Origin of the sequence: Rhodoferax ferrireducens, assembly GCF_003347515.1 — a bacterium.
Taxonomy (GTDB): Bacteria; Pseudomonadota; Gammaproteobacteria; order Burkholderiales; family Burkholderiaceae_C; genus Rhodoferax.
The window spans coordinates 1-26576 of sequence record NZ_QEII01000240.1 but is presented as its reverse complement, the minus strand read 5'-3'; the positions used below and the strand labels follow the sequence as shown (position 1 = coordinate 26576).

Here is a 26576-nt window from a genome sequence, read left to right as displayed (position 1 = left end):
CCAAATATGAAAAAACGAGAAGCAGTGATTGTCGGCGTGGCCGACCTGCCGCTCAAGGATGGCAAGGTGCTCAGGCCGATGTCGGTGCTGGAGGCCCAGGCGCTGGTCGCCCGCGACGCCCTCAAAGACGCCGGCATCGCCATGCGCGAAGTCGATGGTTTGCTGACCGCCGGCCTGTGGGGGGTGCCCGGCCCCGGCCAGTTGCCGACCGTGACGCTGTCGGAGTACCTGGGCATCACCCCGCGCTTCGTGGACGGCACCAACATCGGTGGCTCGGCCTTTGAGGCGCACGTGGCCCATGCGGCAATGGCCATCGAGGCCGGCCGCTGCGAGGTGGCGCTAATCACCTACGGTAGCTTGCAAAAGAGCGAGATGAGCCGCAACCTGGCCGGGCGGCCCGCCGTGCTGACCATGCAGTACGAGACGCCGTGGGGCATGCCCACGCCAGTGGGCGGATATGCGATGGCGGCCAAGCGCCACATGCACGAATACGGCACCACCTCCGAGCAACTAGCGGAGATTGCCGTGGCCACGCGCAAGTGGGCGGCGCTCAACCCGGCCGCGACGATGCGCGACCCGCTGTCGATCGAGGACGTGCTCAATAGCAAAATGATCTCCGACCCGCTGCACCTGCTCGATATCTGCCTGGTCACCGACGGCGGCGGCGCCGTGGTCATGACCACGGCCGAGCACGCCAGGGCGCTCGGGCGCAAGGCGGTGCATGTGCGCGGCTATGGCGAATCGCACACGCACTGGACGATTGCCGCCATGCCCGATCTGGCACGCCTCACAGCGGCCGAAGTGGCCGGCTGCGACGCCTTTGCCATGGCGGGCATCGGGCATGACGCCATTGACGTGGTCGAGGTCTACGACTCGTTCACTATCACCGTGCTGCTGACGCTCGAAGCGCTGGGCTTTTGCAAGCGCGGCGAGGGCGGCGCTTTTGTTGCCAACCAGCGCACCGCGCCGGGCGGTGTATTCCCGCTTAACACCAACGGCGGCGGTCTGTCTTACGCACACCCCGGCATGTATGGCATCTTCCTGCTGATCGAGGCGGTGCGCCAGTTGCGCGGCGAATGCGGCCCGCGCCAGATCGCGAATGCCGTGACCGCGCTGGTCCACGGCACCGGCGGCACGCTCTCCAGCGGTGCCACTTGCATTCTTTCTACCCGGTGAGCACCATGTACGACAAACCCCTGCCCGTCATCGATGGCGAAAGCCGCCCCTACTGGGATGCCCTCATGCAGCATCGCCTGACGATCAAGCGTTGCACTGCCTGCGGCAAGCACCATTTCTATCCGCGCGTCCTGTGCCCGCACTGCCATTCCGATGCCGTCGAATGGGTCGATGCCTGCGGCACCGGCACCATCTACAGCTTCACCATCGCGCGCCGGCCGGCCGGCCCGGCCTTCAAGGCCGACACCCCCTACGTGGTGGCGGTGATCGACCTCGACGAAGGCGCGCGCATGATGACCAACATCGTCACCGACGATGTCGAGGCGGTGCGCATCGGCCAGAGCGTGACGGTGCAGTACGACGACGTGACCGACGAGGTCACGCTGCCGAAGTTCCGGCTGTTGTAGCGCCGAGGTTTCCCGCATGGACTTCACCATCGATCCCGATACCGTAGCGATTGCCGAGGCGGTGCTGCGCTTCGTGGAGCGCGAAGTGCTGCCGCTGCAGCAGCGCCACCAAGACCTGCTGGGCAGCGAACGCACCTTGTTCGATGCCAGCGGTCGCTATGTGCCCGAGGTGCTGGCGCTGCGCCAGCAGGTGCGCAAGCGCTCGGCCGAACTGGGTTTCTACACCCTGTTCGGCGACGAAAAACTGGGCGGTGGCGGGCAGGTCATGGCCCATGTGCAGGAGGTGCTCAACCACCGCGTCGGCCCGGCCCAGCCGTTGGTGCAGACGGTGGTGCTGCCGTCGCCCTTCACCAACGGTCTGTCGCCGGTGCTGCGGCACCTGAAGCCGGACATCTTCGAGAAATATTGCGACGGCATCGCCAGCGGCGACAAGACCCTGTGCTGTGGTCTGAGCGAGCCCGATGCGGGCTCCGATATATTCGGCATGAAAACCCACGCCGTGCGCGACGGTGACGAATGGGTGCTCACTGGCACCAAGCAGTGGATCACCAACTCGCCCTACGCCGATTACGCCATGGTGTTCGCGCTGACCGACCCCGAAGCCGCGGCGCGCCACAAGGGTGGCGTCACCGGTTTCTTCGTCGACACGCGCGCGTCCGGGTTTTCCGTGCCGCGCATCATCAACACCATGGGCCACCTGGGCGGCGACACCGGCGTCATCGTGCTCGACGGCGTGCGTGTGCGCGACGACCACCGGTTCGGCGACGTCGGGCGCGGCCTGACGGCGGCCATGGACGGCGTCAACGCCGGGCGCATGGGCATGGCGGCATCCTGCATGGGCTTGGCCCGCTGGGCGCTGGACGAGGCGGTGGAATATGCCAAGGTGCGCAAAACCTTTGGCGTGCCCATTGCCGAGCACCAGGCGGTCCAGCTCATGCTGGCCGACAGCGCCATGGATATCTATGCCGCAAAGACCATGACCCAGAACTGTGCCTGGCGCCTGGACAGCGGCCGCGCCGCCACCGCGCAGGTCAGCATGGTCAAGGCATTTTCGACCGAGATGCTGGGGCGCGTGATGGACCGCAGCATCCAGATCCACGGCGGCATGGGCCTGACCAACGAACTGCGCCTGGAAGAGGGCTACCGCTTCGCCCGCGTGATGCGCATCCCCGATGGCACGGGCGAAATCCAGCGCCGCACCACATCGCGCGCCAACTGCTGACCGGACAGGCCGACCTGTAGGCTGTGCCGATCCCCTTCAAGGCGCAACCAGGAGACAGATTGACATGATGAAAGAGCACGAACTGTTTGCGGGAGGCCATCGGCTGGCCGCCACCACCTGGGGTGATGTGGGCAACGGGCAGCCGACCATCGTGATGATGCACGGCGGGCTGGACTGCATCACCACTTGGAAAGACTTACCTCAGGTGTTGGCCGAAGCCAGCGGCTGGCCGGTGCTGGCCTATGACCGGTATGGTTATGGGCGATCCGAGAGTCTGGTGGGTGGGCGTGAGCCCAGTTGCCGGCGTGAAGAGGCGGGGCCGGTGCTTGGCGAGGTGTTGCGCCACTTCGGAATCCACAAGGCGTTGATGTTCGGCCACAGTGATGGAGGAGCCATGTCGGTGCTGGCTGCGGCGGCGCATCCTGAGCTGGTATGCGGCGTTCTTGCCTGCTCGCCAACCATGGCCATCGATCCGTTCATGGTGGATTCCATGGCCGGCGCGCGGCGCGCGTTTGAGCAAGACGGCTTGCGTGAAAAACTTCAGCGCCACCATGGCGACAGCACCGACGCGATGTTCTGGGGCTGGTACGAGCCCTGGGCCAGCCCGCAGGCACTGCAATGGAACATGAGCGCCGAGGTTGCCGCAGTGCGTTGTCCGGTCTCCGTGTTGTTCGGTAATGACGACGAATATGGCTGGCGGCCCAGCGCGATTTCCTTGTTTCGCCACGGCCTGATGCCGCTTGAAGTGACGGCACTGCCCGGCGTCGGGCACCATCCGCAGCAGCGAGCGCGTGGGGAGACCATGGGCATGTTGCAGCGTTTACTCTGCCGCATGGGGCGCAGCCTCCCGGCCGACAGCGAAAACACAGGCCAATGACGGGCATTACACAACCCTTGTTTTTCCGCGCGCTAGCCTGCCCGCACCAATAAATTGCCGTTAGTGTCGATCGGAGCACGCTTGGCTGGCCAGCATGCTTGCCAGCGGCGAAAGGTCGGTCAGTTCGTCGAGCCGGGCCACCAGGTCGATCAGCTCGCCGCGCTCGGCAGGGTTGAGCACGGGTTCGACCAGTCGGCGAAACTTTTCCTCCAGCCGCTGCTGCTGCTCCAGCAGGTCGCTGGCCGGGCGTCCGCTGTCGTGGCGCTGGCGCAGCACGGCGCCGTTCCGGGTCTCGATCACCACCTCGCTCAGGGTGAGCCCCGGGCATTGGGGCGCGAGCACGACCTGTACGCGCTCACGCAGGGCCGCTACCTCGGGCGCGCGCACGGCCTCGTCACTGAACGCGTCCAGTCCGGCGGTGTCGGCCCCGGCCAGCGCCATTGCCACCGTGTGGCGCAGGCTGAACTTGGCCTCCAGTCCGGTGCGCGGCTCGGGAATATTGCACACGCCCTCGCTGGCGGCGCCGACCTGTACTGTGACGCGCAGCACGTCATCGGGCCGCAGTGCGTGTTGCAGGCGCAAGTAGCGCGCCGCCTCGATGGCGGCATGGGTGCCGTAGCAGGCGGCGTGGAACTTGAACAGGTTGTGGCGCAGGTGCCAGCTGCCGTCCGGGGCGGCCAGGGCCGCTTCCAGCGATGCGGTGCCACCGTGCGTGGCGATGAAGCCTTGCGGACATTCAATCGCATCGGCACGGCTGGTGAAGCCACGCGCGGCCAACTGGGCCGCTTGCAGGCCGTCGGCGCTGGCGCGCCCGGCATGCAAGGGCTTGCACATGGTGCCGAACATCGATTTCAGCCCGGCCGCCATGGTGCTGGCGATGCCCAGCGCGGTCGCGGTGTCGTTGGCGTCGAGTTGCATCAAGCGCGCGCAGGCGGCGGCCGCACCGAGCGTGCCCAGCGTGGCCGTGGTGTGGAAACCGTTGGAATACTGTGCGTCGCCGCTCGCCAACCCCAACTGACACATGGTTTCGTAGCCAGCGGCGAAGGCGGTCATGAAGTCGCGTCCGCTGGCGCCGCGCGACTCGGCCAGGGCCAGCAAGGCCGGGATCAGGACCACCGAGGGATGGCCGGTGCAGGCCATGTTGACGTCGTCGTAATCGAGTGCGTGCGAGGCCGCGCCATTGATCAGCGCCGCCTGCCGGCTGGAGGTCGTCATGGCGTGCCCGACGACGCTGGTCTGGGCATGCCCGCCCTGTTCACGGGCCTCTTCGGCCAGCATGTGCACCAGCGGCTCGCACGCGCCAGCCAGTGTTACCCCAATCCAGTCGAGCAGGCATTGCCGGACCCGCAGGCGCACATCCTCCGGCAGATCGGTGTAGCACAGGGCAGCGCTGCGTGCGGCCAGTTCCCGCGTGATGCCAGCGGTTTGGACAGCGGCCGACGGTGCGGGTTTTGTGGTCATGGTCGCGCTCATTTCAGCACCCCTTCCAGACCGGTTTGCGCTTCTCCCGGAATGATTGTGGGCCTTCCAGCGCGTCTTCACTGAGGTAAACGGCATCGAACGCGCGGTTGGATGCGCGCAGCGCGGCGGTGCGGCCCATCTCGGTGGACAGGCGCACCATTTCCTTGGCCGCGCGCACTGTCAGCGGCGCATTGGCCATGAGCCGGGCCGCCAGTTCTTTCGCGCCCTGCAATGCTTGCCCCTTGGGCATCAGGCGGTTGATGTAGCCGAGTTCGTAGGCGCGCTGCGCTGTCAGCGGGTCGCCGGTCATGGCGACTTCCATCAGGATGCGCTGCGGCAGCATGTGGATGACGGGCGCGGCCCACGGCATGCCGCGCCCGACCTTGGCCTCGGTGATGGCGAATTTGGCGGTCTCGTCGGCCACGCACAGGTCGCACATCTGCGACAGCAGCCAGCCGCCCGCATAGGCATAGCCCTGCACGGCGGCGATGACGGGCTTGGTGACCTCGATGTTGTCGCCGAGCACGGCGATGAAGCCGGGGGGCGGGATGCGCAGTTGCGTGTCGGCGGCTTCCACCAGGTCCATGCCGGCGCAGAAATTGTCACCGGCACCGGTGAGGATGGCCACCTGGGCCGAGGCATCGGCTTCGAAGCGACGCCAGACCTCGAACATGCCTTCGCGCACGGCGCGGTTCAGGGCGTTGCGGCGTTCGGGCCGGTTGATGGTGATGACGGCAATGCCGTCGCTCACTTCGTAGAGCAGTTCGTTGTTCATGGGCTTGTCTCCTTTTCAAGTTGTGCTGGATGCCGACCGCGCAGGGTGGCCGAGCGCGTGCGAGATATTTTGTGCCAGCGTCACCACCAGGCGTTGCAGCGCATCGGCGGTGGCGCGACCGCGCTCGATCGGGGTGGCGATGATCAGCGCCGCGTTCACGCGCCCGTCGGGCTCGAAGATCGGGGCCGCAAAGCCGGCCACGTCGGGCGTTACTTCACCGAACGTGACGGCCACGCCGCTGATCCGGACCTCCTCAATGAGGCGCGCAAGTTGCGCCCGGTCGGTGACCGAGTGCTCGGTCATGGCCCGCAAGTCGGCGCGGCGCAGGTAGTCGCGCCGCCACGCCTCGTCCTGGAACGCCAGCAGCGCGCGCCCGGCAGCCGAGACGAACAGCGGCCGCGTCGTGCCGACTGACACGGCATAGCGAATCGGGCGTGCGCTCTCGACGATCGGGCCGTAGACGAGTTGACCGGCAGCGCGGTCGATGCGGGCGATCAGGGCGGTCTCACCGCAGCGCGCCACCGCCTCGCGCAGGAAGGGCAGGGCCACGACGTCGAGCGAGCAGGCTGACACCAGCGAGGCCCCGAGCGAGAAGGACTCGGGGCCCAATCGATACACCGTGTCGCTGCGTTGCAGGTAGCCATGCGCCGTGAGTCCGCGCAGCAGCGAGAGCACGCTGGTCTTCGGTGCATTCATGGCCACGCACAGGGATGCCAGGGCCATGCCGGCGGGCTGGTCGGCCAGCAACTGCAGCAGTCGCAGCACGCGGGTCAGCGCCATCGGTGACCCGTCAAGAGGGGGCGCGACACCGCTGTGTTCCCGCCGGGCTGCGATGGATGTACTCATGGATACGATGCCTCCTATTTGTTCTGATATCGGAATAATTGTTTGAATATAAGAATAGCGTTAGGATGCACGGTCGTCAACCGGGTTTTTTTCAGCACGCGACGCTGAGCAGGCCTGGCATCAAAAAATCAGAGGAGACACAGATGACAAGCCAACAAGACCAGGCGGCACCAACCGGGCCGCTCGCGGGCGTGCGGGTGATTGACCTCAGCGCGGTGCTGATGGGGCCGTACGCGACCCAGATTTTTGGCGACCATGGCGCCGACGTGATCAAGATCGAATCCCCCGAGGGCGACTCGACCCGCTGGATCGGCCCCGGACGCCATCCCGGCATGGGCCCGCTGTTCCTGCACCTGAACCGCAACAAGCGCAGCGTGGCGCTCGACCTCAAATCGCCGCAGGGCGCGGCCGCGATGCGGCACCTGATCGAAGGTGCCGATGTCTTCGTGCACAACCTGCGCCCGGCCTCCATCGCCCGGCTCGGGCTGGACTACGAGAGCGTGTCGGCGATCAATCCGCGCATCATCTGGTGCGGCGTGTACGGCTATGGCGAGGACGGCCCCTACGCAGGCCGTCCGGCCTATGACGACCTGATCCAGGGCGCCGTCGGCATCGCTGCCTTGCAGCAACGCAGCGGGGCGAGCGAGCCGCGCTACGTGCCGCTGACGATTGCCGACCGCATGGTAGGCCTGCATGCGGCGCATAGCGTGGCCATGGCGCTGTACGGGCGCGAGCGCACCGGGCGCGGCTGCCGCATCGACGTGCCGATGTTCGAAACCATGGCCAGCGTGGTGCTGTCGGACCACATTTACGGGCGCACCTTCGAGCCGCCCAGTGCTGACGCCGGCTACGTGCGGCTGCTGTCGCCCGGGCGCCGGCCGTACCAAACCAGCGACGGCTATATCTGCGCGCTGGTCTACAACGACGGCCACTGGCAGCGTTTTCTGCGCGCCATCGAGCGCGACGATTTGCGGGTCGATCCGCGCTTCGCCGACCTGGCTAACCGCACCCGCCACATTGACGAGGTGTACGGCTTTTTGGGCCAGACGCTACGCGGGCAAAGCACCGCGCACTGGCTGGCGCTGTTCGAGCAAATTGACGTGCCGGCGGTGCCGCTGAATACCATCGAGTCCCTGCTGGATGACCCGCACCTGGCGGCGGTGGGCTTTTTCCGCCAGGTCGAGCACCCGAGCGAAGGGGCGATGCGCACCTTTGGCGCGCCGGCGCGCTGGGTGGGTTACGACGTCAGCAAGCTGGCGCCCGCGCCGCGACTGGGGGAGCACACCGAATCGGTGCTGCGCGAATGCGGCTTTGATGCCAGCGCACTGGCGTCCTTGCTGGCCAGCCGCGCAGCGGTGTCGAAAGCCGCCGATGCGGAGGTGTCAGCATGAGCGCCCCGGCATTGACCGTGACCCGGCTGGCCGGCGCGCTGGGCGCGGAGCTCTCCGGGCTTGACCTGTCCCAACCGCTGCGCCCGCATGACCTGGCAGCGTTGCGTAGCGCCTGGCTCGATCATGGTGTCGTCTTTTTGCGTGACCAGCACCTAACCTCCGGGCAGTTCCTGGCCTTCGCCCAGGCCGTTGGCACGCCGGTGGAATACCCGTTCGTTAACGGCATTGCGGGCTTTCCAGTCATCATCGAAGTGAAGAAGCTGGCGCACGAAAAAGTCAACTTCGGCGGTGTCTGGCACAGCGATACCGCCTATCTGGCGCAGCCGCCGATGGCCACGCTGCTGCTGGCGCGCGAGGTGCCGCCTTACGGAGGTGACACGCTGTTTGCCAACCAGGTGCTGGCCTACGAGGCCTTGTCGGATGGCATGCAGCGGCTGCTCGATCCCCTGGTGGCTGTCAACACCTCGGCGAAGGCCGACGTGACGCGCACCCGCGAAGACCGCCTGGCCGAGGTCGGGCGCGCTGACGCGAACCGCCATTACGAGGCCGAACACCCTGTGGTGCGCACCCATCCGGAAACCGGCCGCAAGGCCTTGTATGTCAACTGCGCCCACACCGCGCGCTTCGTCGGCATGACCGAAGAGGAGAGTGCGCCGCTGCTGCGGTTTTTATTCGAGCACCAGAAGAAGGAAGAGTTCACCTGTCGCTTTCGCTGGCAGGTGGGTTCCCTGGCGCTATGGGACAACCGCTGTACGCACCACTACCCGGTCAACGATTACCACGGCTTTCGCCGGGTCATGCACCGCATCACGCTGGCGGGTGACCGGCCTCGCCGGCATGTTTTAGACAACGACTAGCCCCGCGCTTGCTGTCGCGACAGGACACTGCAGGTTGCCACCAGAAATTGCGCACACTCTGCCAGGTTGCCCTCCATGCGGTGGCGGGGTCCGGCGATTGCCACCGCAAGTGTCTCCCGGTTGACGGTGAGAAATGCCGACACGGCCCAGACGTCACTCACGTTCTCGCCTCGCGTCAGGAAATAGCCCATCCGCCGGCTTTGCAAAATGTCATCGACAAGCGCTTCATGATCGGTCATGGTGGAGGAGGTGACGGCAGGCAATTCGCGCTTCTCGAGCCATTTGCGCAGCTCTGGTTCCTTCAGGCTGCCCAGCAGCGCCTTGCCGGTGGCGCTTGAATACAAAGGCTTGAACTCGCCAGGTTTGGCGGAATATCTGATGGGATGCTGGCCTTCAATCACCAGCAGGTAGATGACCGAGTCGCCTTGGCGCTTGCCCAGTATCACCGTTTCGCGCGACGTGTCGCGCAGCCGCTCCAGCAGAGGCGTTGCGCGCTCGATGAAGGGGTCGTGCTCCAGAATATCGTGCGCAACGTCGTGCATCCGCTTGGTCGGATAAAGCGAGCGCGGGCGCGTTAGCGAATACAGGTAGCCGCGCGCCGTCAGCGTGGTGACTATGGCGTGGCAACTGCTTTTCGGAATGTTGGCCGCTTCGGCCAGGTCCGTGAGCGATAACGGGCGTTGGCTCGCCTGAAATGCTTCAAAGATATCGAGGATTCGTTCTATCGCGGTGACCGTGACGCCTGACATGTTTTGTTCCTTTGACTGAAAGTGCGGATCACCATATTTCAGCCCGTTGAACAAATTGGCTTTGTTCCGCAGATATGACCCGATTCAATGCCTGTTGTTCGAAATATAGAACTTAGGTTCTTGCAACAGAAACTGATGATGCCTACGATCACAACTCAAGTCAATCAAGGAGATATGAAAGCGTGCAAAAAAACAAAGACATCATGGTCGAGGAACGCGCACCTGGCGTCATCTGGATCACTATCGATCGGGCGCAAAAGCACAACGCGCTTGCCCGCAACGTGCTTTCGGGCATTGCTGACGCGATAACGGTTGAGGGCAACAGGCGCGAGACGCGCCTGATCGTCCTCACCGGCGCTGGTGACCGTTTCTTTGCGGCCGGCGGCGATCTCGTCGAACTCGCAGGTGTGCGCGACGAAGCAGCCGTGATCGCGATGACCAACGCGGCTCGCGTGGCGCTCGATACCGTGCGCCACTGCGCTGTACCGGTGTTGGCCTATCTCAACGGTGATGCGATCGGCGGGGGCGCGGAACTGGCCTTGGCGTGTGACATGCGGATGCAGGCCTCGCACGCGCGCATCGGCTTCATCCAGGCCAAACTGGCCATCACGTCCGCCTGGGGCGGTGGACCGGACCTGTGCCAGCTTGTCGGCGCAGCGCGCGCGATGCGGATGATGAGCCGTTGCGAGCTGGTCGATGCTGAACAAGCATTGCGTTGGGGCCTGGCCGATGCGGTGATCAGCGACGGCCCGGCGGGAGCCGACATCCAGGCTTTCATCACCCCCATGCTGGCTTGCGCGCAGCCGGTATTGCACGGTATCAAGGCGCAGACCGCTGCATGGCGTCAGGGTGCGTCTTACGACGCGCGGCGCGCTTTGGAGCAGCAGCAGCTCGTGACAACGTGGCTCCATCAAGACCACTGGAACGCGGCTGAAAAGCTTTTAGCCAAAGGTAAAAAATGAGCAGCACCGACAACCCAACAACGGCAAGCACGGAGCCGCGGCTTAAACCGGTCAACCGAAGCGGCATCGAGGTGCCGACCAGTGTTGATGCCTCTGCCGTCAATCCGGACAATATCGGCGCGCCCGGAGAGTATCCTTTTACGCGGGGTATTTTTCCCGACGGCTACCAGGGCCGCCTCTGGACCATCCGGCAATATTCAGGTTTCGGCACGGCCGAGGAGTCCAACGAGCGCTACAAGTTCTTGCTTGCGAAGGGGCAGACCGGTCTCTCGGTGGCGCTCGACCTGCCGACGCAGTGCGGCTTCGACCCGACGCATCCGATGGCGCGGCCTGAAATTGGCAAGGTGGGGGTCTCGCTTTCCAATCTGAGCGAAGCCGAGATTCTGTTTCAGGGACTCGACCTCTCAAAAATTTCAACCTCGTTCACGATCAACGGCACGGCGGCCATCATTTACGCCATGTACCTGGCGGTGGCCGACAAGCAGAATGTCCCGCGCAGCAAGCTTACCGGCACCATCCAGAACGACATCTTGAAGGAGTACGTCGCACGCGGCACCTGGATTTTTCCTGTGCGTCCCTCGATGCGGCTCATTGCGGACTCAATCCTCTATTCGAACGACGTCTCGCCCCGCTTCAACCCGATCAGCATCGCCGGCGCCCACGTTCGGGACGCTGGCGCGACTGCGGCGGAAGAAATGGCTTACACGCTAGCCAACGGACTTGCTTATGTCGATGAACTGCGGGCACGCGGCGGCGACGTGGAGAAGTTCGCCAAGCGCCTGTCATTCTTCTTTTATGTCCATATGGACTTCTTCGAAGAGATCGCGAAGTTCCGCGCCGGTCGGCGAATGTGGGCGCGTCTGATGAAAGAGCGTTACGGCGTGCAGGACCCCAAGGCGCAGCACTTCCGGTTCGGCGTAGTTTGCGGCGGTTCCTCGCTGGTGGCACCGCAACCTTACAACAATGTTGCGCGAGTCGCTGTCGAAACCATGGCCGCCGTGTTCGGCGGGGCGCAATCGATCTTTACCTGCGCGTTCGATGAGGCGTTCCAGATCCCGACGGAATTCTCTGCCGAACTGGCCGTGCGGACACAGCAGATGATCGCTTATGAATCCGGGATCGCCCGCACAGTCGACCCCTTGGGCGGCAGTTATTTTCTGGAACAGCATACCGACCGGATGGAGGAGCAAATCACCAAGGTGATGGCCGAGATCGACGCCTATGGCGGGGTGATCCCGGCGATCGAAGACGGCTGGATCCAGCTTCGTCTTGCCGAACGGGGGCTGGAGCGAAAACTCGATACCGACTCTGGCGACAACGTGATCGTGGGGCAGAACCACTTCAAGAAGTTGAACGAAGAGATCAAGGTCGGCGAGGTTTTCAAGCTGGACCCGACGGTCGCGCAACGCGCGCTTGAGAAATTCCAGCGCGTTCTCGATACCCGTCAGCAGGCGGCCGTGGACGACTCACTGTCGAAGCTGGCCGTAGCCGCCGCCAAAGACCGCGAAAACGTCATGCCCAACCTTGTCGAGTGTTGCCATGCCTACGCCACCGTGGGCGAAATGGTCGCCTGCCTGAAAAAGGAATGGGGCGAATTCAAGGAGCCCGTCAATCTATGAACACCCTACAAGCCAACGCTTCGCTAGCCGGCAAGCGAATTCTCATTGGAAAGCCCGGTCTCGACGGCCACGACATCGGCGCCAAAATTATCGCTTTGGCCTTGCGCAATGCCGGTGCCGAGGTCATCTACACCGGCTTGCGGCGCAGCCCGCAACAAATCGCCCAGGTTGCGGTTGACGAAGGCGTTGATGCGGTGGGCTTGAGCATCCTGTCGGGCAGCCACAAAGAGCTGGTCCGCGACGTCATGGCGCAATTGCAGGCACTCAAGGCCGGCGATATCAAAGTGTTCGTGGGCGGGACTATTCCCGCGGAGGACCAGCCCCTGCTGCTTGAACAGGGTGTCGCGTCGATCTTTACCGCCGACATGCCGCTGCAGGACGTGGTGACTATTCTCGCGAAGAGGCTTGCATGAACGCACCCCTTGCCGGCATTCGTGTTGTCGAGGTGGGCCACATGCTGGCAGGCCCCTACTGCGGCCTCATGCTGGCCGACATGGGCGCCGAGGTGATCAAGATCGAGCCGCCCGAGGGCGATATCGCGCGCTCGGTCAGCCCGCATTTCATAGGGCCGCACAACGCTTACTTCGCCAGCCTCAATCGCAACAAGAAGAGTGTGGTGATTGACCTGGCCAGCGGAGAAGGCCAGGAGGCGCTGGGCCGCATCGTGACGGACTCGCACGCGCTGGTCACTAACCTCCGGCCCTCTGCGATCCGAAAGCTGGGCTTGACCTACGCGGCCTTGCGCCATTGGAATGAGCGCCTCGTTTGTGTTGCTTTAACGGGCTACGGGCTGGAAGGCCCCTATTCGGACAGCCCGGCATACGACTATGTGATCCAGGCCATGACGGGAGTCATGGCTCTCACCGGCGATCCTGCAGCGCCGCCGACCAAGGCCGGCTATTCGGTGGTCGACAATTCGGCGGGGCTGGTCGCCGTCGTCGGGTTGCTTGCAAAAATCGTACAGGGCCAAGGGGGGCAGGTGGACGTGGCCATGTATGACGTGATGCTTTCGCAGCTCAATTACCTGGCGGGCGCGGCACTGAATACGGGTGACGTTATCGAGCGCTTGCCGAACTCGTCCCACCCTTATGTCGTTCCCGCGCAGATTTTTCCGACGGCGGCCGGCTGGCTGACGCTATTCATCACGCACGACAAGTTTTGGCAGAAGTTCTGCAACGAAATCGGACGGCCCGAATGGATTGCCGATCCTGTCTTCGCCACCATGAGCAGCCGCCGCGAGCATCGGGTCGAGGTCATCGCACGCATTACAGACGTGCTACAGGGTGCCACGGCGGCGCAGTGGGTTGCGCGTCTCGCGCCGCTTGGCGTCGTCGCCGCCGAAGTCGGCACCCTGAGCGATGCCTTGCAGAGCGACCTCACTCGCTCCCGCGCCATGGTGATCACTCTGGGGGATGGCAGCCTGCCGTTGCGCGCAGTCGCCAGCCCGATCCGGTTTGAAGGCTATGCGCCGCAGTACGGGTTACCGCCACTGCTCGACGAACATCATTCCGTGGTGTTCCGGACGGTGCCTGCATGAACAGACCGCCGCTCGATCGCCGCAAGTTGGGACAGACCTTGACCCAGCTCGCTAATGCGAGCGCGACAGAGTTGATCGCGCGTCCGCTGCATGATCCTTCGGAGGTACTCGCCCGCCGGATCGGCATGACAGGCGCGCCTGGCGCCGGCAAGAGCACCTTGCTCGGGCATCTCGCGCTGCATCGCGCACGGGATCATCGCCGCCTCGGCATCCTGGCGGTCGATCCAAGCAGCCCGAAAAGCGGTGGCGCCATTTTGGGCGACCGGCTGCGCATGGACGAACTCGCAGGTACATCGGAGCTGTATATCCGCTCGCTGGGCTCGCGCGCCACGTTCGACGGCCTGGCGGACAACCTGCCCGAAATGCTGGACGCGATGGATGACTTCGGCTTTGCGGAAGTGATGCTTGAGACGGTCGGCGTCGGCCAGGTCGAGTATGCCGCACGGGTCCAGGTGGATACGCTGGTCCTGCTTTTGCTGCCCGATAGCGGTGACATGGTGCAGGCCATGAAAGCCGGAATCATGGAGATGGCCGACATTTTCGTCGTCAACAAGGCCGACCTGCCCGGCGCCCGGAAGATGGCGACGGATGTCAAGCGGATTGCATCGATCACTCGCCAGGATCGTGGCGCGTGGGTTCCCTCCGTTCTGCTGGCATCCGCATCACAACCCGAATCGATCGAAGCGCTGTCGGCGGAAATCGATCGTCATCAGGCATGGCTGGAGACGAGCGAGCGCCGGGCAGCACTGTTGCAGCAACGCGCTCGCTACCGTCTGCGGCGCCTGATCGAAATTCGAACAGCCGAAGTCCTGGCACGGCAGGACTCCGGCTTTTTTGAAAGACCGCTTGCACAGCAAATGGCGAGCATCCTGGACCTATTGGGCCAGGCTGTTATCCGGTAAGACAACGTTATAAATAGGAGACAACATGAAGACGATGAAATTAAAAAAATTGATGCCAGCGATGCTCGCTGCGATTTCGATGGCGGGTGCCATTCCCGCTTCGGCTCAAATTAGCGACAACGTCATAAAAATCGGCGTTTTGGCCGATATGTCAGGCCTTTATGCCGATATGGGCGGAAATGGCATTACAGAGGCGGTGAATATGGCGATTGCTGATTTTGGTGGCACTGTCGCTGGGAAAAAAATTGAAGTCGTTGTAGCTGATCACATGGCAAAACCAGACATTGCTGCCACCCTAGCGCGTGAATGGTTCGACCGGCAAGGGGTAGATATGGTGATAAGCGGCCCGAGTTCGGGTACGAGCCTAGCTATTGCAAAAGTTGCAGCGGAAAAGAAAAAGTTAGCGATTGTTACTGGCGGAGTGGCTGCACAATTAACCAATGAGGCCTGTTCACCTTATACGATCCATTATCTCTACGACACTGTCGCACTTGCCAGGGGTACGGGTGCTGCTATGACTAGGCAAGGAGGTAAGTCTTGGTATTTTCTAACCGTTGATTATGCTTTTGGAGCGTCTCTTGAAAAAGAGACAACACAAGTCATCAATGCCAATGGAGGCAAGGTAATCGGTAGTGTTAAACACCCATTATCAGCGTCCGACTTTTCGTCCTTCCTGCTACAGGCGCAAGCATCTAAAGCACAGGTTCTAGGTTTGGCAAATGGAGGTGGCGATACTATTAATTCAATTAAAGCAGCAAATGAGTTTGGCATAACAAAAACAATGAAAATCGCAGGCCTGATGTTTTTTCTAACCGATGTACACGCCTTAGGTTTAAATTTAACAAATGGCATCAACCTAACCGAAGCATGGTATTGGGACCAGAACGAAGAGTCGCGGAAATGGGCGCGTCGATTCTACGAAAAAATGAAAAAAATGCCGACAAGTATGCAGGCGGCTAGTTATTCTGCAGCACTTCAATATTTGAATGCCGTTAAAAAAATAGGTACAGATAACTCAGAAAAGACAATCGCTCAGATGAAAAAAACAAAAATTAATGATATGTATACCCCAAATGGATATATCCGTGAGGACGGTCGCATGATTCACGATTTGCGGCTAATGGAAATTAAGAAGCCGTCAGAATCAAAGTATCCTTGGGATTACTACAAGCAAATTCAAATGATTCCTGGAGCGGAAGCATTCGCCTCTAAGGCAGAATCAAAGTGCGCTTATTGGAAATAAGGCGAAAATAATTTAGGCTGGTTTAAAACTTTTAGAAAGACAAATTCCATGGAAACTTTATTAAATAAAACTACCGAGCAATCTATATCGGTATCCGCTGAAGTTGCTGCAGCAATAGCGCTTGGGAAAAACCTTCCTATTTTAGATGTGGGTCCATATCTTGCAGGTACGCCAGGCGCGCTTGAGCAGTTAGGTGTTGATGTGAGAGCAATTCAAGAAAATCTTGGATTTTTTGCCATAATCAACCATGGCATACCTCAGGAACTTATTGATGAATCATTTCAGCAACTCGAGGAGTTATTTTCCATACCAATGGAAGAAAAACTCAAGCACCGAGTAGGGTATCACCATCAGGGCTACCTTCCACCAAAATCCTCAATATTGAAATCAACTGTAATCGCGGACAAGATTGCAGTCAACACAAAAAAAGATACCAATGCGGCATGGTTGTTCATGCGCAATAGATCGGAGGATGATCCAAAAGTTGTAGCTAACATCCGCCATCGTGGCCTGAATCAATGGCCCGAGAGCCTTCCAAAGTTTCGCGAAACCCTGATGAAGTATCACCTGGCGATGGAGCAACTTTCGCTTAAGCTTGTTCCTGTTTATGCTCGCGCATTGGAGCTTCCTGCAAACTATTTTGATAGTATGTTTAAAACTCCTGAATACTACCAACGCTGTGCTTATTACCATCCTGAGGAAAATTTGGAAGAAGGGCAATATGCTCTTGCCCCCCATTCTGATGGCAGCTTTCTCACGTTACTCCCAATGACTCCAGTTCCGGGGCTTCAAGTAATGACCCCATCGAAGGAATGGCTCAAGGTCAGTTACGTTAAAGATGCCCTGATTGTGAATACCGGTCAGGTTCTCAACCGCTTGTCCAACGATCGATTTATAGCCACACCGCACCGCGTAGTAAATCCACCAACGAAGCGATATGCGTTGGTCTTCTTCTTTTATCCAGATGATGACGCCAATGTCGGGCCTATCCCTGAATGCATAAAACCGGGTGAGTCGGCGAAGTATGACTCAAGATCTTTCTATGATTTTTTTGTCCCCTACCTTGATGATCTTTATCATTACAACGATCCAGAATTCATGAAAGAAGCTTAAATCTTTGAAAACGGTGTTTTAGGGATGCTCTGCATAACCCGCGCATCGCGGGGGTTATGCAGAGCATCCTTAGCGCTCAGTATCATTTAGTACTGTTACATCGAGCGAAGAGAGTACCTGCTAGGGGCATGATTGCTTTCCAAGCAGTCCTAGTTTCTTTTCAGGACATAAAGCTGATAATTACATTAATTTAAGTGTAAATAATTAAAATATCTTGGAGTAGGCAATGAGTAAATTATTAATCGACGGTCAATGGGTCGATGCTATCGATGGCCGAACTATCGATATGATTAATCCATGCAATGGACAGGCCTTTACAAAAATTGCACGCGGACAAGCTGCCGATATTGATCTGGCAGTGGCCGCGGCGCAGCGAGCACTGAATGGCGCCTGGGGGCGTATGACTGCCACTGAACGCGGGCGAATATTGCACCGCCTTGGGCAACTACTTCTGGATAATGCTGAAGAGTTCGCCCAGCTTGAGGCGCGCGACACTGGCAAACCAATGACTGTGGCGCGTAATGATGTGATTGCAGTAGCACGCTACTTTGAATTCTATGGCGGCGCGGCCGACAAAGTACATGGTCAGGCAATTCCGTACCTCAATGGGTACAATGTTAACGTAATTCGCATTCCGCATGGGGTGACAGCGCACATCATCCCCTGGAATTACCCAGCCCAGATGCTAGGTCGCACTCTCGCCCCTGCGCTGGCGATGGGAAATGCTGCGGTAGTGAAGCCATCGGAGGACGCGTGTCTAACCACTCTCAAGCTCGGCGAGCTTGCGATGGAAGCCGGATTGCCACCCGGAGCGCTGAATATTATTACCGGCTACGGCGCAGAAGCTGGCGCAGCGCTAACTTCGCATCCAGGCATCAATTTCGCCACCTTTACAGGATCGCCAGAAGTAGGGGTCATGGTGCAGCAGGCTACAGCACGCAATCATGTTCCATGCGTACTCGAGCTAGGAGGGAAATCACCTCAAATCGTCTTCAATGATGCCGATCTAGATAAAGCGCTGCCGATTATTGTCAAGGCTATTGTACAAAATGCAGGACAGACTTGTTCCGCAGGTAGCCGATTGCTCGTCCAACAAAATATCTACGATAAGTTTATCGGTATGGTTGCGGAGAGCTTCAGAGCGGTGAAAGTCGGTACGCCAGAAATGGATATTGACTGCGGTCCGATTATCAATGCAAAGCAGTATGGACGAGTCAACAAGTTCGTCACAGATGCGATTGCATCGGGAGTGCCGCTGATCGCAGAGGGAAGTCTTGCACCGAATCTTCCCCAAGGCGGCTATTTTATCAAGCCTGTGCTTTTTGGCTCCGTGCCCCGTAATCATGATTTGGCCTATCTTGAAGTTTTCGGTCCGGTGCTCTCGGCCATGTCGTTTTCAGATGAAGAGGATGCGATTGAACTGGCTAACGCGACCGAATTCGGTCTCGTCGCTGGAATATGGACCGAGAACGGCAGTCGCCAGTCGCGCGTAGCCAAGCGTATCCAGAGTGGGCAGGTCTTTATTAACTGTTACGGCGCGGGCGGCGGAGTCGAATTGCCATTCGGTGGCGTTAAGAAAAGCGGGCATGGGCGTGAGAAAGGTATGCTCGCGCTTGAAGAAATGAGCACCACCAAAACCATTGTTCAATACTATAACTAAGAGGAATATAGGATGTCACAACTATCTAATAAAATTGCCATTGTTACTGGCGCCGCAAGTGGTTTCGGTGCTGCGATTGCGCAAGCCTACATTAAAGCAGGTGCAAAGGTCGTTCTTGTCGATATCAACCTGGGAGCGGCGCAGGCGCTTGCAGTCGAACTCGGCTCTAATGCGAGCGCTATCGCTTGCGACGTAACGAAGTCAGAACAGGTTGGAGCGGCGGTGAGCCATTGCGTCGATCGCTTCGGTATTCCCGACATTGTTGTCAACAACGCGGGCACTACACATCGTAACCAGTCGATGCTTGATGTCGATGAAGCGACGTTCGATCGAGTTTTTTCGGTCAACGTAAAGTCGATTTACCATATGGCACGTGCAGTGGTTCCCCTTATGAAACAGCGAAAGGGAGGAGTGATACTCAATATCGGATCGGTTGGCGGTATCCGGCCGCGTCCCGGTTTGACGTGGTACAACAGCTCCAAAGGTGCAGTAAGCGTAATGTCAAAATCGATGGCCGTTGAATTGGCCCCGGACAATATTCGCGTCAATATCATCTCTCCTGTCATGGCGGCTACTGCACTCCTTCAGGATTTCATGGGTGTCCCCGATACACCAGAAAACCGGGCTCGCTTCATTGCCACGATCCCTCTTGGACGCATGTGCGACCCAGTTGACGTAGCACATGTTGCAGTGTTTTTAGCAAGTTCTGAGGCTCAATTCTTGACTGGCATCGAGATGCCAGTAGATGGTGGCCGTTCGATTTGATCAATATAGCGTTTCACCATCTGCAGTTAAACGACAACGCGTTTGATGTTGGTTGTATGCATTTTGATGCGTTTGAAATTTGACCTGTACTCAATACGATGAGATGGAACGCCTGTTGATGAATATAGATGCTACCCATTCAAAGTAGCGATATTGATTGACAGCCGAACCGGGACATCGACTGGACTTGAATAAATGCACGAACCTGAAACCGACAAAAAAAATAATGGAGATCCGATGCCCGACGTCATCCTGAAGACAAGAAGCCTGACCAAGGAATTCAAGGGATTCGTGGCCGTCGACCAGGTGAACCTGAAGGTTAAGCGCGGTCACATCCATGCGCTGATTGGCCCCAACGGCGCGGGTAAAACCACCTTCTTCAACCTGCTGACCAAATTTCTGCACCCGACCACCGGCACCATCACGTTCAACGACATCGACATCACGTTTGAGCAACCCGCGCAAACCGCACGGCGCGGCATCGTCCGCTCCTTCCAGATCTCGGCGGTGTTTCCGCACATGTCGGTGCTGGAGAACGTACGCGCGGCGCTGCAGCGCAATCTGGGAACCTCGTTTCACTTCTGGAAAGCCGAGCGTACGCTGACCCACCTGCACCAGCGCGCCCACGAGTTGCTGGCCGAGGTTGATCTGCAGGACTTTGCCCACGAACTGGCCGTCAACCTGCCCTATGGCCGCAAGCGCGCCCTGGAACTGGCCACAACGTTGGCGCTGGAGCCCGAGCTGATGCTGCTGGACGAACCCACCCAAGGCATGGGCCACGAAGACGTGGACCGCGTGACGCAGCTGATCAAGAAGGTCTCTGCCGGCCGCACCATCCTGATGGTGGAACACAACATGAACGTGGTTTCGTCGATTGCCGACCGCATCACGGTGCTGCAGCGTGGCGCCATCATTGCTGACGGCCCGTATGCAGACGTCTCCAAAAATCCGCTGGTGATTGAAGCCTACATGGGCACGGTCAACACCGAACTGCAGGGTGCGCATTGATGAAAAAGGAATTGCTTCGCATCGAAGATCTGCACGCCTGGTACGGCGAGTCACACATCCTGCATGGCGTGAATCTCACGGTGAACGAAGGTGAGGTCGTCACCCTGCTGGGGCGTAACGGCGCCGGGCGTACCACCACCATGCGCGCCATTGTCGGCCTGACCGGCTCGCGCAAAGGCTCCATCAAAATCAACGGCGCCGAGACCATCAAAATGGCGCCCCACAAGGTGGCCCACCTTGGCGTCGGTTACTGTCCGGAAGAGCGCGGCATTTTTGCCAGCCTGACAGCCGAAGAAAACCTGATGCTGCCGCCCAGCCTGGCACCCGGAGGCATGAGCGTTGAAGAAATTTACGGCATGTTTCCCAACCTGCAAGAACGCGCCTCAAGCCCCGGCACCCGGCTGTCGGGCGGCGAGCAGCAAATGCTGGCGGTGGCGCGCATTTTGCGCACCGGCGCGCGCCTGCTCTTGCTCGATGAAATCTCGGAAGGCCTGGCACCGGTCATTGTGCAAAAGCTGGCCGAGATGATTCTCACGCTCAAGGCCAAGGGCTACACCATTGTGCTGGTGGAACAGAACTTTCGCTTTGCCGCACCGCTGGCCGACCGTTTTTACGTGATGGAGCACGGCGCCATCGTCAAACAGTTTGAACAAGGCGAGCTGGCTCAGAACATGGGCATGCTGCAGGAATACCTGGGCGTTTGAGCAACTGCCTAAGCGATCAGCCCGATTTCTCACCCCCGTTTCGACAACCTACTCAACAGGAGATGCTATGAAACTCAAGACTCTCGTCGCCGCACTGGCCGAGTCTCAATGCTCGCTGATCAAGAAGTGAACTGACAGACCCTCATGGAAATTTTCGGCATTCCCCTTCAAGCGTTTCTGGGCCAGTTGTTGCTGGGTCTGGTCAACGGCGCGTTTTATGCCATGCTCAGCCTCGGACTGGCGGTCATTTTTGGCCTGTTGGGCATTGTTAATTTTGCGCACGGCGCCCTCTATATGCTGGGCGCGTTTGCGGCCTGGATCATGTTGGACCAGTTCGGCATCAATTACTGGTTTGCGCTGGTGCTGGCACCTTTGACCGTGGGTGCGATCGGTGTGGTAATTGAGCGACTGTTTCTGAAACACCTGTACAAGCTCGACCCCCTGTATGGCATGCTGCTGACCTTTGGCTTGGTGCTGATCGCCGAGGGCATTTTCCGCGAACTCTATGGCGTGTCAGGCCAGTCGTATCCTGTGCCAGAACTGCTGTCCGGTGCTACCAACTTGGGCTTCATGGTGTTGCCGAACTACCGCGCCTGGGTGGTGTTGGCGTCGCTGGTGGTGTGCCTGGGCACCTGGTACCTGATCGAGCGCACCCGCCTGGGCGCCTACCTGCGTGCCGGGACCGAAAACGCCGCGCTGGTGCAGGCCTTCGGCATCAACGTGCCGATGATGGTGATGCTGACCTATGGCGCCGGCGTCGCACTGGCAGCACTGGCCGGGGTACTGGCCGCGCCCATCATTCAGGTCAATCCGCTGATGGGCTCGAACCTGATCATCGTGGTGTTCGCGGTGGTCGTGATTGGCGGCATGGGCTCCATCATGGGTTCGATCCTGACCGGTCTCGGCCTGGGCATCGTTGAGGGGCTGACACGGGTCTTTTATCCGGAAGCCTCCAATATTGTGGTGTTTGTCATCATGGTCATTGTGCTGATGATTCGCCCTGCGGGCCTATTTGGTAAGGAGGCCTGAGTCATGAATAAAACCAACAAAGTGGTTGCTGTTACCTACTTCGTGCTGCTGGTTCTGGCGCTGCTGGCGCCCCTGCTCGGGCTCTACCCGGTGTTTTTAATGAAGCTGTTGTGCTTTGCCATTTTTGCCGCGGCTTTCAACCTGCTGCTGGGTTTTACCGGCCTGCTGTCGTTCGGCCACGCGGCGTTTTTCGGCTCGGCCGCTTACGTCACGGGCTGGTTCATCAAGGCCCAGAATTTCACGCCTGAATTGGGCATCCTGGCCGGTGTCCTCACCTCCGGCCTGATCGGTCTGGTGGTTGGCATGGTGGCGATCCGGCGCCAGGGCATTTATTTCGCCATGATCACGATGGCCCTGGCGCAGATCGTGTATTTCGTCTGCCTGCAAGCCCCTTTTACCGGGGGTGAAGACGGATTGCAAGGCGTGCCGCGCGGCAGTCTGTTCGGCCTGTTCTCGCTGGAGTCAGACACCGCCATGTATTACCTGGCGTTGGCGATATTCATGGCGTGCTTTCTGTTTATTTCACGCATCGTGCATTCACCGTTCGGCCAGGTGCTCAAGATGATCCGCGAAAACGAGGCGCGCGCGATTTCGCTGGGCTACCAGGTGGACCGCTACAAGCTGCTGGCGTTTGTGCTGTCAGCCGCGCTGGCCGGCCTGGCCGGATCACTTAAAACACTAGTGATGGGTTTCGCCACCTTGTCCGATGTGCACTGGTCGATGTCGGGCGAAGTGATCTTGATGACGCTGCTGGGCGGCGTCGGCACCTTCTTCGGCCCGGTACTGGGTGCCGGTATTGTGATTTCGTTGCAAAACCTGCTGGCCGACAAGGTCGGCTCGTGGGTAACGGTGATCATCGGCGTGATTTTTGTGCTGTGCGTGCTGGCGTTCCGCAAAGGTGTGGTTGGCGAGCTGCATGCGTATCTGGAACGTCGGCGGCGGGCCACGGCGGCGCCTGAGGGATAATTTTACTATGTTTTCACCCGTCGGAAGGCGCAGGCAACAAGGACATCTCGGGAGGTTGCGCAGCAGCAGGCAGGCGATAAACAATCGCAAGCTCGGCGACCGAGGAGCAGGATTGCTAACGAGGCTTTCAGAGCGTCAGGCGGCAAACAGCAGTGCAGGCGGCCTGACAAACGGAAAAAGCGAATTTATTAACCAACCTTAAACGAAAGGATATGGTCAGTCTTTGTAGGCTAGTGAGGCAGTAAAGAATGAAGTGACGTGATGTGATGTGATGTGAAACAGATTAGAGGGCGAGCTAGACTTGAATGTTGTCTCGGACATTAAAAGTCCGTTTTAGGCGGTGAGGGGTTTGTCAGCCGATATGCATTGAGGCCAGCGGGCGAGTGCGAGAAACTGCGCGGACAACGCAATCAAGGCCGAATATAAGGGCGCAGCCGACTTCTTCGCAACACAACACAAATTCTTCTTGCTAGTCAGAAGGCTATCCATATAAGTCAACATGCAGGCAATCTTTGGAAAATTTCCTTTGGTGGCGCTTTTGGCGGTCGCGTCGGTCGCCGCGGTGGGCCAAACATTTCCTTCCAAACCAGTGCGGATAGTGGTACCGCAGACGCCGGGGGGAGCATCCGACGCGCTCGCGCGCATTATGGGTCAAAAACTGAGCGAGAAATGGGGCCAGCCCGTCGTGATCGACAACCGCGCGGGAGCGGGCGGTAACGTCGGCATGGAATTCGTGACGACTGCACCTGCCGACGGATACACCTTGCTCATGAGCTACGTTGGCACGCAGGCTATTAATGGAGCACTCTACAAAAAATTGTCGTTCGATCCTGGCAAGGATTTCGCCCCGGTGGCCACCTTGGCCACATTGCCTTTCGTCATTGTGAGCAAGCCCGACGTCGGCTTCAAAACCGTATCGGAGCTGGTGGAAGTTGCGAAGAAAAGTCGCATTACGTATGGATCGGCAGGGAATGGCTCAGTCAATCACCTGCTCGGTGAGATGTTCAACGCTTCAACGAATTCCAAGTTGGTGCATATTCCCTATCGTGGTGCCGCCCCAGCACTGCAGGACCTGATGGGTGGGCAAATCAATGTGGTCTTCACCAGCCTGCCGTCGGTTTCAGGTTTCATCAAGAACGGAACGCTGCGGCCCATTGCGGTCACAAGCGCCAAGCGTGCGGCGGCGTTCAGCAACATTCCGACGATCGCCGAAGCCGGCTTCGGAGCTTTCGACGTTAACCCATGGTTTGGACTGATGGCGCCTGCCCATACACCTCGCGACGTGATCCTCAAGATCAACGCGGACGTGAATACTGTGTTGCGGTCGAAGGAAGTCATCGACAGTTTCAATGCGCAAGGCGCCGATCCCTACATCACCGGTCCAGAGGAGTTTGCTGCGATCCTTAAGGCCGACATCGAGAAGTGGGCCGGCGTCGTCAAAGCGTCCGGAGCGCAGGTGGATTGAGTAGGCCAGGCCTGTTGAGTCTTGCGCGGGATATCTTCGCCCTTGACCTTTCACGCGCTCTGGGACAACCGCTGCATCCACCACTACCCGGTCAACGATTACCACGGCTTTCGCCGGGTCATGCACCGCATCACGCTGGCGGGTGACCGGCCTCGCCGGTAGGGGCGCCAGCCCACGCTCAGGGGGTGCTCACATCCGCTGGGGCCGGAGGCGGGCGATTCAGATGACGGTAGATAAGACCACGAGAGACGCCCAGTGCGCGTGCCGCTTTTGAAACATTGCCGCCGTACTCGGCGAGCGTCCGTTCAACAAGTTGCAACTCGGATTCGCGCAGGTTGGTGGGTGAAGCCGGTGTCATGTCCGGTGCCGCAGTGGCCGGTTCAGGTTCCGCCGTGGCCTGCGCGTCTTCTTGGTGACTGCCCAGGCTGAACACCTCTTTCGCACCATCAGCGCACTGCATGTGCGCGAGCAACCAGACGGCGAGCCCGTTCGGGAGCTGATGCAGCGTGGCGTCGGCCCGCCGGGTCAATGCGGCAAGTTCCCGGGGTTCGAGCCCGAACACCTCACTCAACTGTGTCCACGGGCCGACTTGCAACATGCCGAGCAGGCGCGCCGCCACGCCGTTGATCCAAGTTACCATGCCGTCGCTGTTCACGCCTGCCAGCCCCTCCATCGGCGTACCCAGCAGGGTGGGCATGGTTTGCAGGCGGACGATGATGTGCTCGCGGGACTGGGCTTGCAGTAGCCGGTTTTCGATGGAGGTGGCATGCAAGGCAACCATCGAAGCGGCATCAAAGCCGAACGATTGCGATTCGATCGACACGTTCAACACACCGGCCACCTGCTGATGAATGTTGCGGATAGGTGCGGCTGCGCACTGGATTATCTGCATGCACTCGAAGAAGTGTTCTGATGACCTCACGATGCAGGGCTGGCCGGTTCGTACCACGATTCCAGGTGCGGTTGTTCCCGCACTTTCCTCGGCCAAGTTTACACCGACGCGACTTGCCAGCTGTAATAACTGGTCATGGCTGGCGGTCGATCGCGTGGCCTGCACCACCACGCCGTTGGCATCTGTCAACATGGCTCGGCAGGCGGTGCCAGCGAGCATGGTTTCGAGTCGCATCAACTCGTCGGTAGCGGCATCCAGGAACATGCGGTTGCGCGACAGCACCGAGTGGACGCGATTGCGGGTCACCGTGTTGAAGCTGGTGGGCTCGTTCGGTTTACGGTGGGCCTGCATGCAGCGGTACCAGGACTGAATGACGCCTTCACTGACCAGTCCCGACGGACGATACCCTTCCTCGAAAAAACGTTCGCGTGCGAGTGCGAGTCGTTGCTGCTCTGTAGCGAAGAACGGTTGCGTCTGAAGGAGTGCTGAAGATTGACTGTGTGTCACATCGGGCCTCTTGATCTGGTTAACCTACTGGAATAGGGGAAGTCTGAATAACACATTGCAACGTGTAGTAACAAGTCACTAGCTTTATAAAAGTGAAATTTCACTAAAAAATTGTGTAAACATAACCAGTTTTACAGCCCATTGACGGGCCATTTTACCCCTTTCAAGATCTCCAGTCTGTCTTCAGGCACACCTCAACGGCCCCGTCTCGGGAGACCGGCATGTCTAAATCCCCCGTCGTCCCAACAATAAGCGTCCGATTGCTCAATGATTCGCGTGCACCGTAGGTTCCTGGCCATGTTGCAAGGTTAAAGCTAGTCCGCAATTCTGGACAAGAGATATGCACAGGCGGTTCAATACTTTGACGGTCCGAATTCTGAGAATGAAGCCTGCAACAATTATTTTTAGCAGGAGACAAGCATGAAACCTTCAACCGAGGCGGA

General features: G+C 59.5%; 25 protein-coding genes. 20 read left to right on the top strand and 5 right to left on the bottom strand.

The genetic code is table 11. From position 1 onward, the window contains the following. Window positions 1–6 precede the first annotated feature (6 nt). The 4 genes from C5P05_RS07120 to C5P05_RS07105 all read left to right on the top strand — a co-directional run bounded on the left by C5P05_RS07120 (window position 7) and on the right by C5P05_RS07105 (window position 3682). Complete coding sequence (locus tag C5P05_RS07120; protein WP_114969160.1) at window positions 7–1176, top strand: acetyl-CoA acetyltransferase; 1170 nt, start codon at window positions 7–9, stop codon at window positions 1174–1176. Further along, a complete protein-coding gene (locus C5P05_RS07115; RefSeq protein WP_232834382.1) occupies window positions 1155–1583 on the top strand; it encodes a Zn-ribbon domain-containing OB-fold protein in 429 nt (142 codons plus the stop codon). Before C5P05_RS07120 ends, C5P05_RS07115 begins: the two co-directional genes overlap by 22 nt. A gap of 16 nt (window positions 1584–1599) precedes the next feature. After that, complete coding sequence (locus C5P05_RS07110; protein ID WP_114969159.1) at window positions 1600–2805, top strand: acyl-CoA dehydrogenase family protein; 1206 nt, start codon at window positions 1600–1602, stop codon at window positions 2803–2805. Window positions 2806–2869: 64 nt separating this feature from the next. Further along, entirely contained in the window at window positions 2870–3682 is an 813-nt protein-coding gene (locus tag C5P05_RS07105; RefSeq protein WP_157979238.1) for an alpha/beta fold hydrolase, read from the top strand. Window positions 3683–3742: 60 nt separating this feature from the next. Here C5P05_RS07105 and C5P05_RS07100 read toward each other — a convergent pair whose 3' ends face one another. Genes C5P05_RS07100 through C5P05_RS07090 form a run of 3 tightly spaced genes read right to left on the bottom strand, consistent with a single transcriptional unit; the run spans window position 3743 to window position 6764 of the window. Further along, the gene (locus tag C5P05_RS07100) at window positions 3743–5143 is read right to left on the bottom strand and encodes an MmgE/PrpD family protein (protein ID WP_157979237.1); all 1401 of its coding nucleotides are present in this window, start codon (window positions 5141–5143) and stop codon (window positions 3743–3745) included. Between the two features lie 13 nt (window positions 5144–5156). After that, on the bottom strand, window positions 5157–5918 hold the full coding sequence (locus tag C5P05_RS07095) for an enoyl-CoA hydratase-related protein (RefSeq protein ID WP_114969225.1): 762 nt from the start codon (window positions 5916–5918) through the stop codon (window positions 5157–5159). Between the two features lie 15 nt (window positions 5919–5933). Further along, complete coding sequence (locus C5P05_RS07090; protein WP_232834381.1) at window positions 5934–6764, bottom strand: IclR family transcriptional regulator; 831 nt, start codon at window positions 6762–6764, stop codon at window positions 5934–5936. A gap of 143 nt (window positions 6765–6907) precedes the next feature. On the opposite strand from C5P05_RS07090, the gene C5P05_RS07085 reads away from it, so the two are divergent. Further along, entirely contained in the window at window positions 6908–8155 is a 1248-nt protein-coding gene (locus tag C5P05_RS07085) for a CaiB/BaiF CoA transferase family protein (protein WP_114969224.1), read from the top strand. Then, window positions 8152–9012 carry a TauD/TfdA dioxygenase family protein gene (locus C5P05_RS07080; protein WP_114969155.1) on the top strand — a complete coding sequence of 287 codons (861 nt, stop codon included), beginning with the start codon at window positions 8152–8154 and terminating at the stop codon, window positions 9010–9012. The genes C5P05_RS07085 and C5P05_RS07080 overlap by 4 nt, the downstream gene beginning before the upstream one ends. Here the strand turns inward: C5P05_RS07080 and C5P05_RS07075 are convergent. Further along, window positions 9009–9815, bottom strand: coding sequence for an IclR family transcriptional regulator (locus tag C5P05_RS07075; protein ID WP_232834380.1), 807 nt, complete (start codon window positions 9813–9815; stop codon window positions 9009–9011). The genes C5P05_RS07080 and C5P05_RS07075 overlap by 4 nt on opposite strands. Before the next feature lie 128 nt (window positions 9816–9943). Between C5P05_RS07075 and C5P05_RS07070 the strand changes: the two genes are divergently transcribed. The 14 genes from C5P05_RS07070 to C5P05_RS07005 all read left to right on the top strand — a co-directional run bounded on the left by C5P05_RS07070 (window position 9944) and on the right by C5P05_RS07005 (window position 24734). After that, window positions 9944–10723, top strand: a complete 780-nt coding sequence (locus C5P05_RS07070; protein ID WP_198674651.1) for an enoyl-CoA hydratase/isomerase family protein — start codon at window positions 9944–9946, stop codon at window positions 10721–10723. Further along, entirely contained in the window at window positions 10720–12342 is a 1623-nt protein-coding gene (locus tag C5P05_RS07065) for an acyl-CoA mutase large subunit family protein (RefSeq protein ID WP_114969154.1), read from the top strand. Before C5P05_RS07070 ends, C5P05_RS07065 begins: the two co-directional genes overlap by 4 nt. Then, window positions 12339–12755, top strand: a complete 417-nt coding sequence (locus C5P05_RS07060) for a cobalamin B12-binding domain-containing protein (RefSeq protein ID WP_114969153.1) — start codon at window positions 12339–12341, stop codon at window positions 12753–12755. The genes C5P05_RS07065 and C5P05_RS07060 overlap by 4 nt, the downstream gene beginning before the upstream one ends. Beyond that, window positions 12752–13879: a CaiB/BaiF CoA transferase family protein gene (locus C5P05_RS07055; RefSeq protein ID WP_114969152.1), complete on the top strand. Its 1128-nt coding sequence runs from the start codon at window positions 12752–12754 to the stop codon at window positions 13877–13879. Before C5P05_RS07060 ends, C5P05_RS07055 begins: the two co-directional genes overlap by 4 nt. Continuing rightward, the gene (locus tag C5P05_RS07050; protein ID WP_114969151.1) at window positions 13876–14781 is read left to right on the top strand and encodes an ArgK/MeaB family GTPase; all 906 of its coding nucleotides are present in this window, start codon (window positions 13876–13878) and stop codon (window positions 14779–14781) included. The genes C5P05_RS07055 and C5P05_RS07050 overlap by 4 nt, the downstream gene beginning before the upstream one ends. Before the next feature lie 34 nt (window positions 14782–14815). Beyond that, on the top strand, window positions 14816–16024 hold the full coding sequence (locus C5P05_RS07045; RefSeq protein WP_114969221.1) for an ABC transporter substrate-binding protein: 1209 nt from the start codon (window positions 14816–14818) through the stop codon (window positions 16022–16024). A 48-nt stretch (window positions 16025–16072) separates the two neighbouring features. Then, window positions 16073–17137 (top strand): isopenicillin N synthase family dioxygenase, encoded by a 1065-nt coding sequence (locus C5P05_RS07040; RefSeq protein ID WP_114969150.1) that lies wholly within the window; start codon window positions 16073–16075, stop codon window positions 17135–17137. A gap of 226 nt (window positions 17138–17363) precedes the next feature. Then, window positions 17364–18797 (top strand): aldehyde dehydrogenase family protein, encoded by a 1434-nt coding sequence (locus C5P05_RS07035; RefSeq protein WP_114969149.1) that lies wholly within the window; start codon window positions 17364–17366, stop codon window positions 18795–18797. Window positions 18798–18809: 12 nt separating this feature from the next. Further along, window positions 18810–19562, top strand: a complete 753-nt coding sequence (locus tag C5P05_RS07030) for an SDR family oxidoreductase (RefSeq protein WP_114969148.1) — start codon at window positions 18810–18812, stop codon at window positions 19560–19562. A 237-nt stretch (window positions 19563–19799) separates the two neighbouring features. Continuing rightward, entirely contained in the window at window positions 19800–20570 is a 771-nt protein-coding gene (locus tag C5P05_RS07025; protein ID WP_114969220.1) for an ABC transporter ATP-binding protein, read from the top strand. Further along, window positions 20570–21274, top strand: a complete 705-nt coding sequence (locus C5P05_RS07020) for an ABC transporter ATP-binding protein (RefSeq protein WP_114969147.1) — start codon at window positions 20570–20572, stop codon at window positions 21272–21274. Before C5P05_RS07025 ends, C5P05_RS07020 begins: the two co-directional genes overlap by 1 nt. Window positions 21275–21418: 144 nt before the next feature. Beyond that, a complete protein-coding gene (locus tag C5P05_RS07015; RefSeq protein WP_114969146.1) occupies window positions 21419–22303 on the top strand; it encodes a branched-chain amino acid ABC transporter permease in 885 nt (294 codons plus the stop codon). 3 nt (window positions 22304–22306) lie between these two features. Continuing rightward, entirely contained in the window at window positions 22307–23269 is a 963-nt protein-coding gene (locus C5P05_RS07010; RefSeq protein ID WP_114969145.1) for a branched-chain amino acid ABC transporter permease, read from the top strand. 499 nt (window positions 23270–23768) lie between these two features. Continuing rightward, window positions 23769–24734, top strand: coding sequence for a tripartite tricarboxylate transporter substrate binding protein (locus C5P05_RS07005; RefSeq protein WP_114969144.1), 966 nt, complete (start codon window positions 23769–23771; stop codon window positions 24732–24734). Between the two features lie 178 nt (window positions 24735–24912). Here C5P05_RS07005 and C5P05_RS06995 read toward each other — a convergent pair whose 3' ends face one another. Then, window positions 24913–26133: a GAF domain-containing protein gene (locus tag C5P05_RS06995; protein WP_114969143.1), complete on the bottom strand. Its 1221-nt coding sequence runs from the start codon at window positions 26131–26133 to the stop codon at window positions 24913–24915. Window positions 26134–26576: the final 443 nt, after the last annotated feature.

Coding starts and splice junctions, on each gene's coding strand:
- C5P05_RS07105 (WP_157979238.1), top strand. CDS start 2,870: ATGATGAAAGAGCACGAACTGTTTGCGGGAGGCCATCGGCTGGCCGCC.
- C5P05_RS07015 (WP_114969146.1), top strand. CDS start 21,419: ATGGAAATTTTCGGCATTCCCCTTCAAGCGTTTCTGGGCCAGTTGTTG.
- C5P05_RS07055 (WP_114969152.1), top strand. CDS start 12,752: ATGAACGCACCCCTTGCCGGCATTCGTGTTGTCGAGGTGGGCCACATG.
- C5P05_RS07030 (WP_114969148.1), top strand. CDS start 18,810: ATGTCACAACTATCTAATAAAATTGCCATTGTTACTGGCGCCGCAAGT.
- C5P05_RS07085 (WP_114969224.1), top strand. CDS start 6,908: ATGACAAGCCAACAAGACCAGGCGGCACCAACCGGGCCGCTCGCGGGC.
- C5P05_RS07090 (WP_232834381.1), bottom strand. CDS start 6,764: ATGAGTACATCCATCGCAGCCCGGCGGGAACACAGCGGTGTCGCGCCC.
- C5P05_RS07100 (WP_157979237.1), bottom strand. CDS start 5,143: ATGACCACAAAACCCGCACCGTCGGCCGCTGTCCAAACCGCTGGCATC.
- C5P05_RS07010 (WP_114969145.1), top strand. CDS start 22,307: ATGAATAAAACCAACAAAGTGGTTGCTGTTACCTACTTCGTGCTGCTG.
- C5P05_RS07065 (WP_114969154.1), top strand. CDS start 10,720: ATGAGCAGCACCGACAACCCAACAACGGCAAGCACGGAGCCGCGGCTT.
- C5P05_RS07060 (WP_114969153.1), top strand. CDS start 12,339: ATGAACACCCTACAAGCCAACGCTTCGCTAGCCGGCAAGCGAATTCTC.
- C5P05_RS07035 (WP_114969149.1), top strand. CDS start 17,364: ATGAGTAAATTATTAATCGACGGTCAATGGGTCGATGCTATCGATGGC.
- C5P05_RS07120 (WP_114969160.1), top strand. CDS start 7: ATGAAAAAACGAGAAGCAGTGATTGTCGGCGTGGCCGACCTGCCGCTC.
- C5P05_RS07045 (WP_114969221.1), top strand. CDS start 14,816: ATGAAATTAAAAAAATTGATGCCAGCGATGCTCGCTGCGATTTCGATG.
- C5P05_RS07005 (WP_114969144.1), top strand. CDS start 23,769: ATGCAGGCAATCTTTGGAAAATTTCCTTTGGTGGCGCTTTTGGCGGTC.
- C5P05_RS07025 (WP_114969220.1), top strand. CDS start 19,800: ATGCCCGACGTCATCCTGAAGACAAGAAGCCTGACCAAGGAATTCAAG.
- C5P05_RS07110 (WP_114969159.1), top strand. CDS start 1,600: ATGGACTTCACCATCGATCCCGATACCGTAGCGATTGCCGAGGCGGTG.
- C5P05_RS07095 (WP_114969225.1), bottom strand. CDS start 5,918: ATGAACAACGAACTGCTCTACGAAGTGAGCGACGGCATTGCCGTCATC.
- C5P05_RS07080 (WP_114969155.1), top strand. CDS start 8,152: ATGAGCGCCCCGGCATTGACCGTGACCCGGCTGGCCGGCGCGCTGGGC.
- C5P05_RS07020 (WP_114969147.1), top strand. CDS start 20,570: ATGAAAAAGGAATTGCTTCGCATCGAAGATCTGCACGCCTGGTACGGC.
- C5P05_RS07050 (WP_114969151.1), top strand. CDS start 13,876: ATGAACAGACCGCCGCTCGATCGCCGCAAGTTGGGACAGACCTTGACC.
- C5P05_RS07040 (WP_114969150.1), top strand. CDS start 16,073: ATGGAAACTTTATTAAATAAAACTACCGAGCAATCTATATCGGTATCC.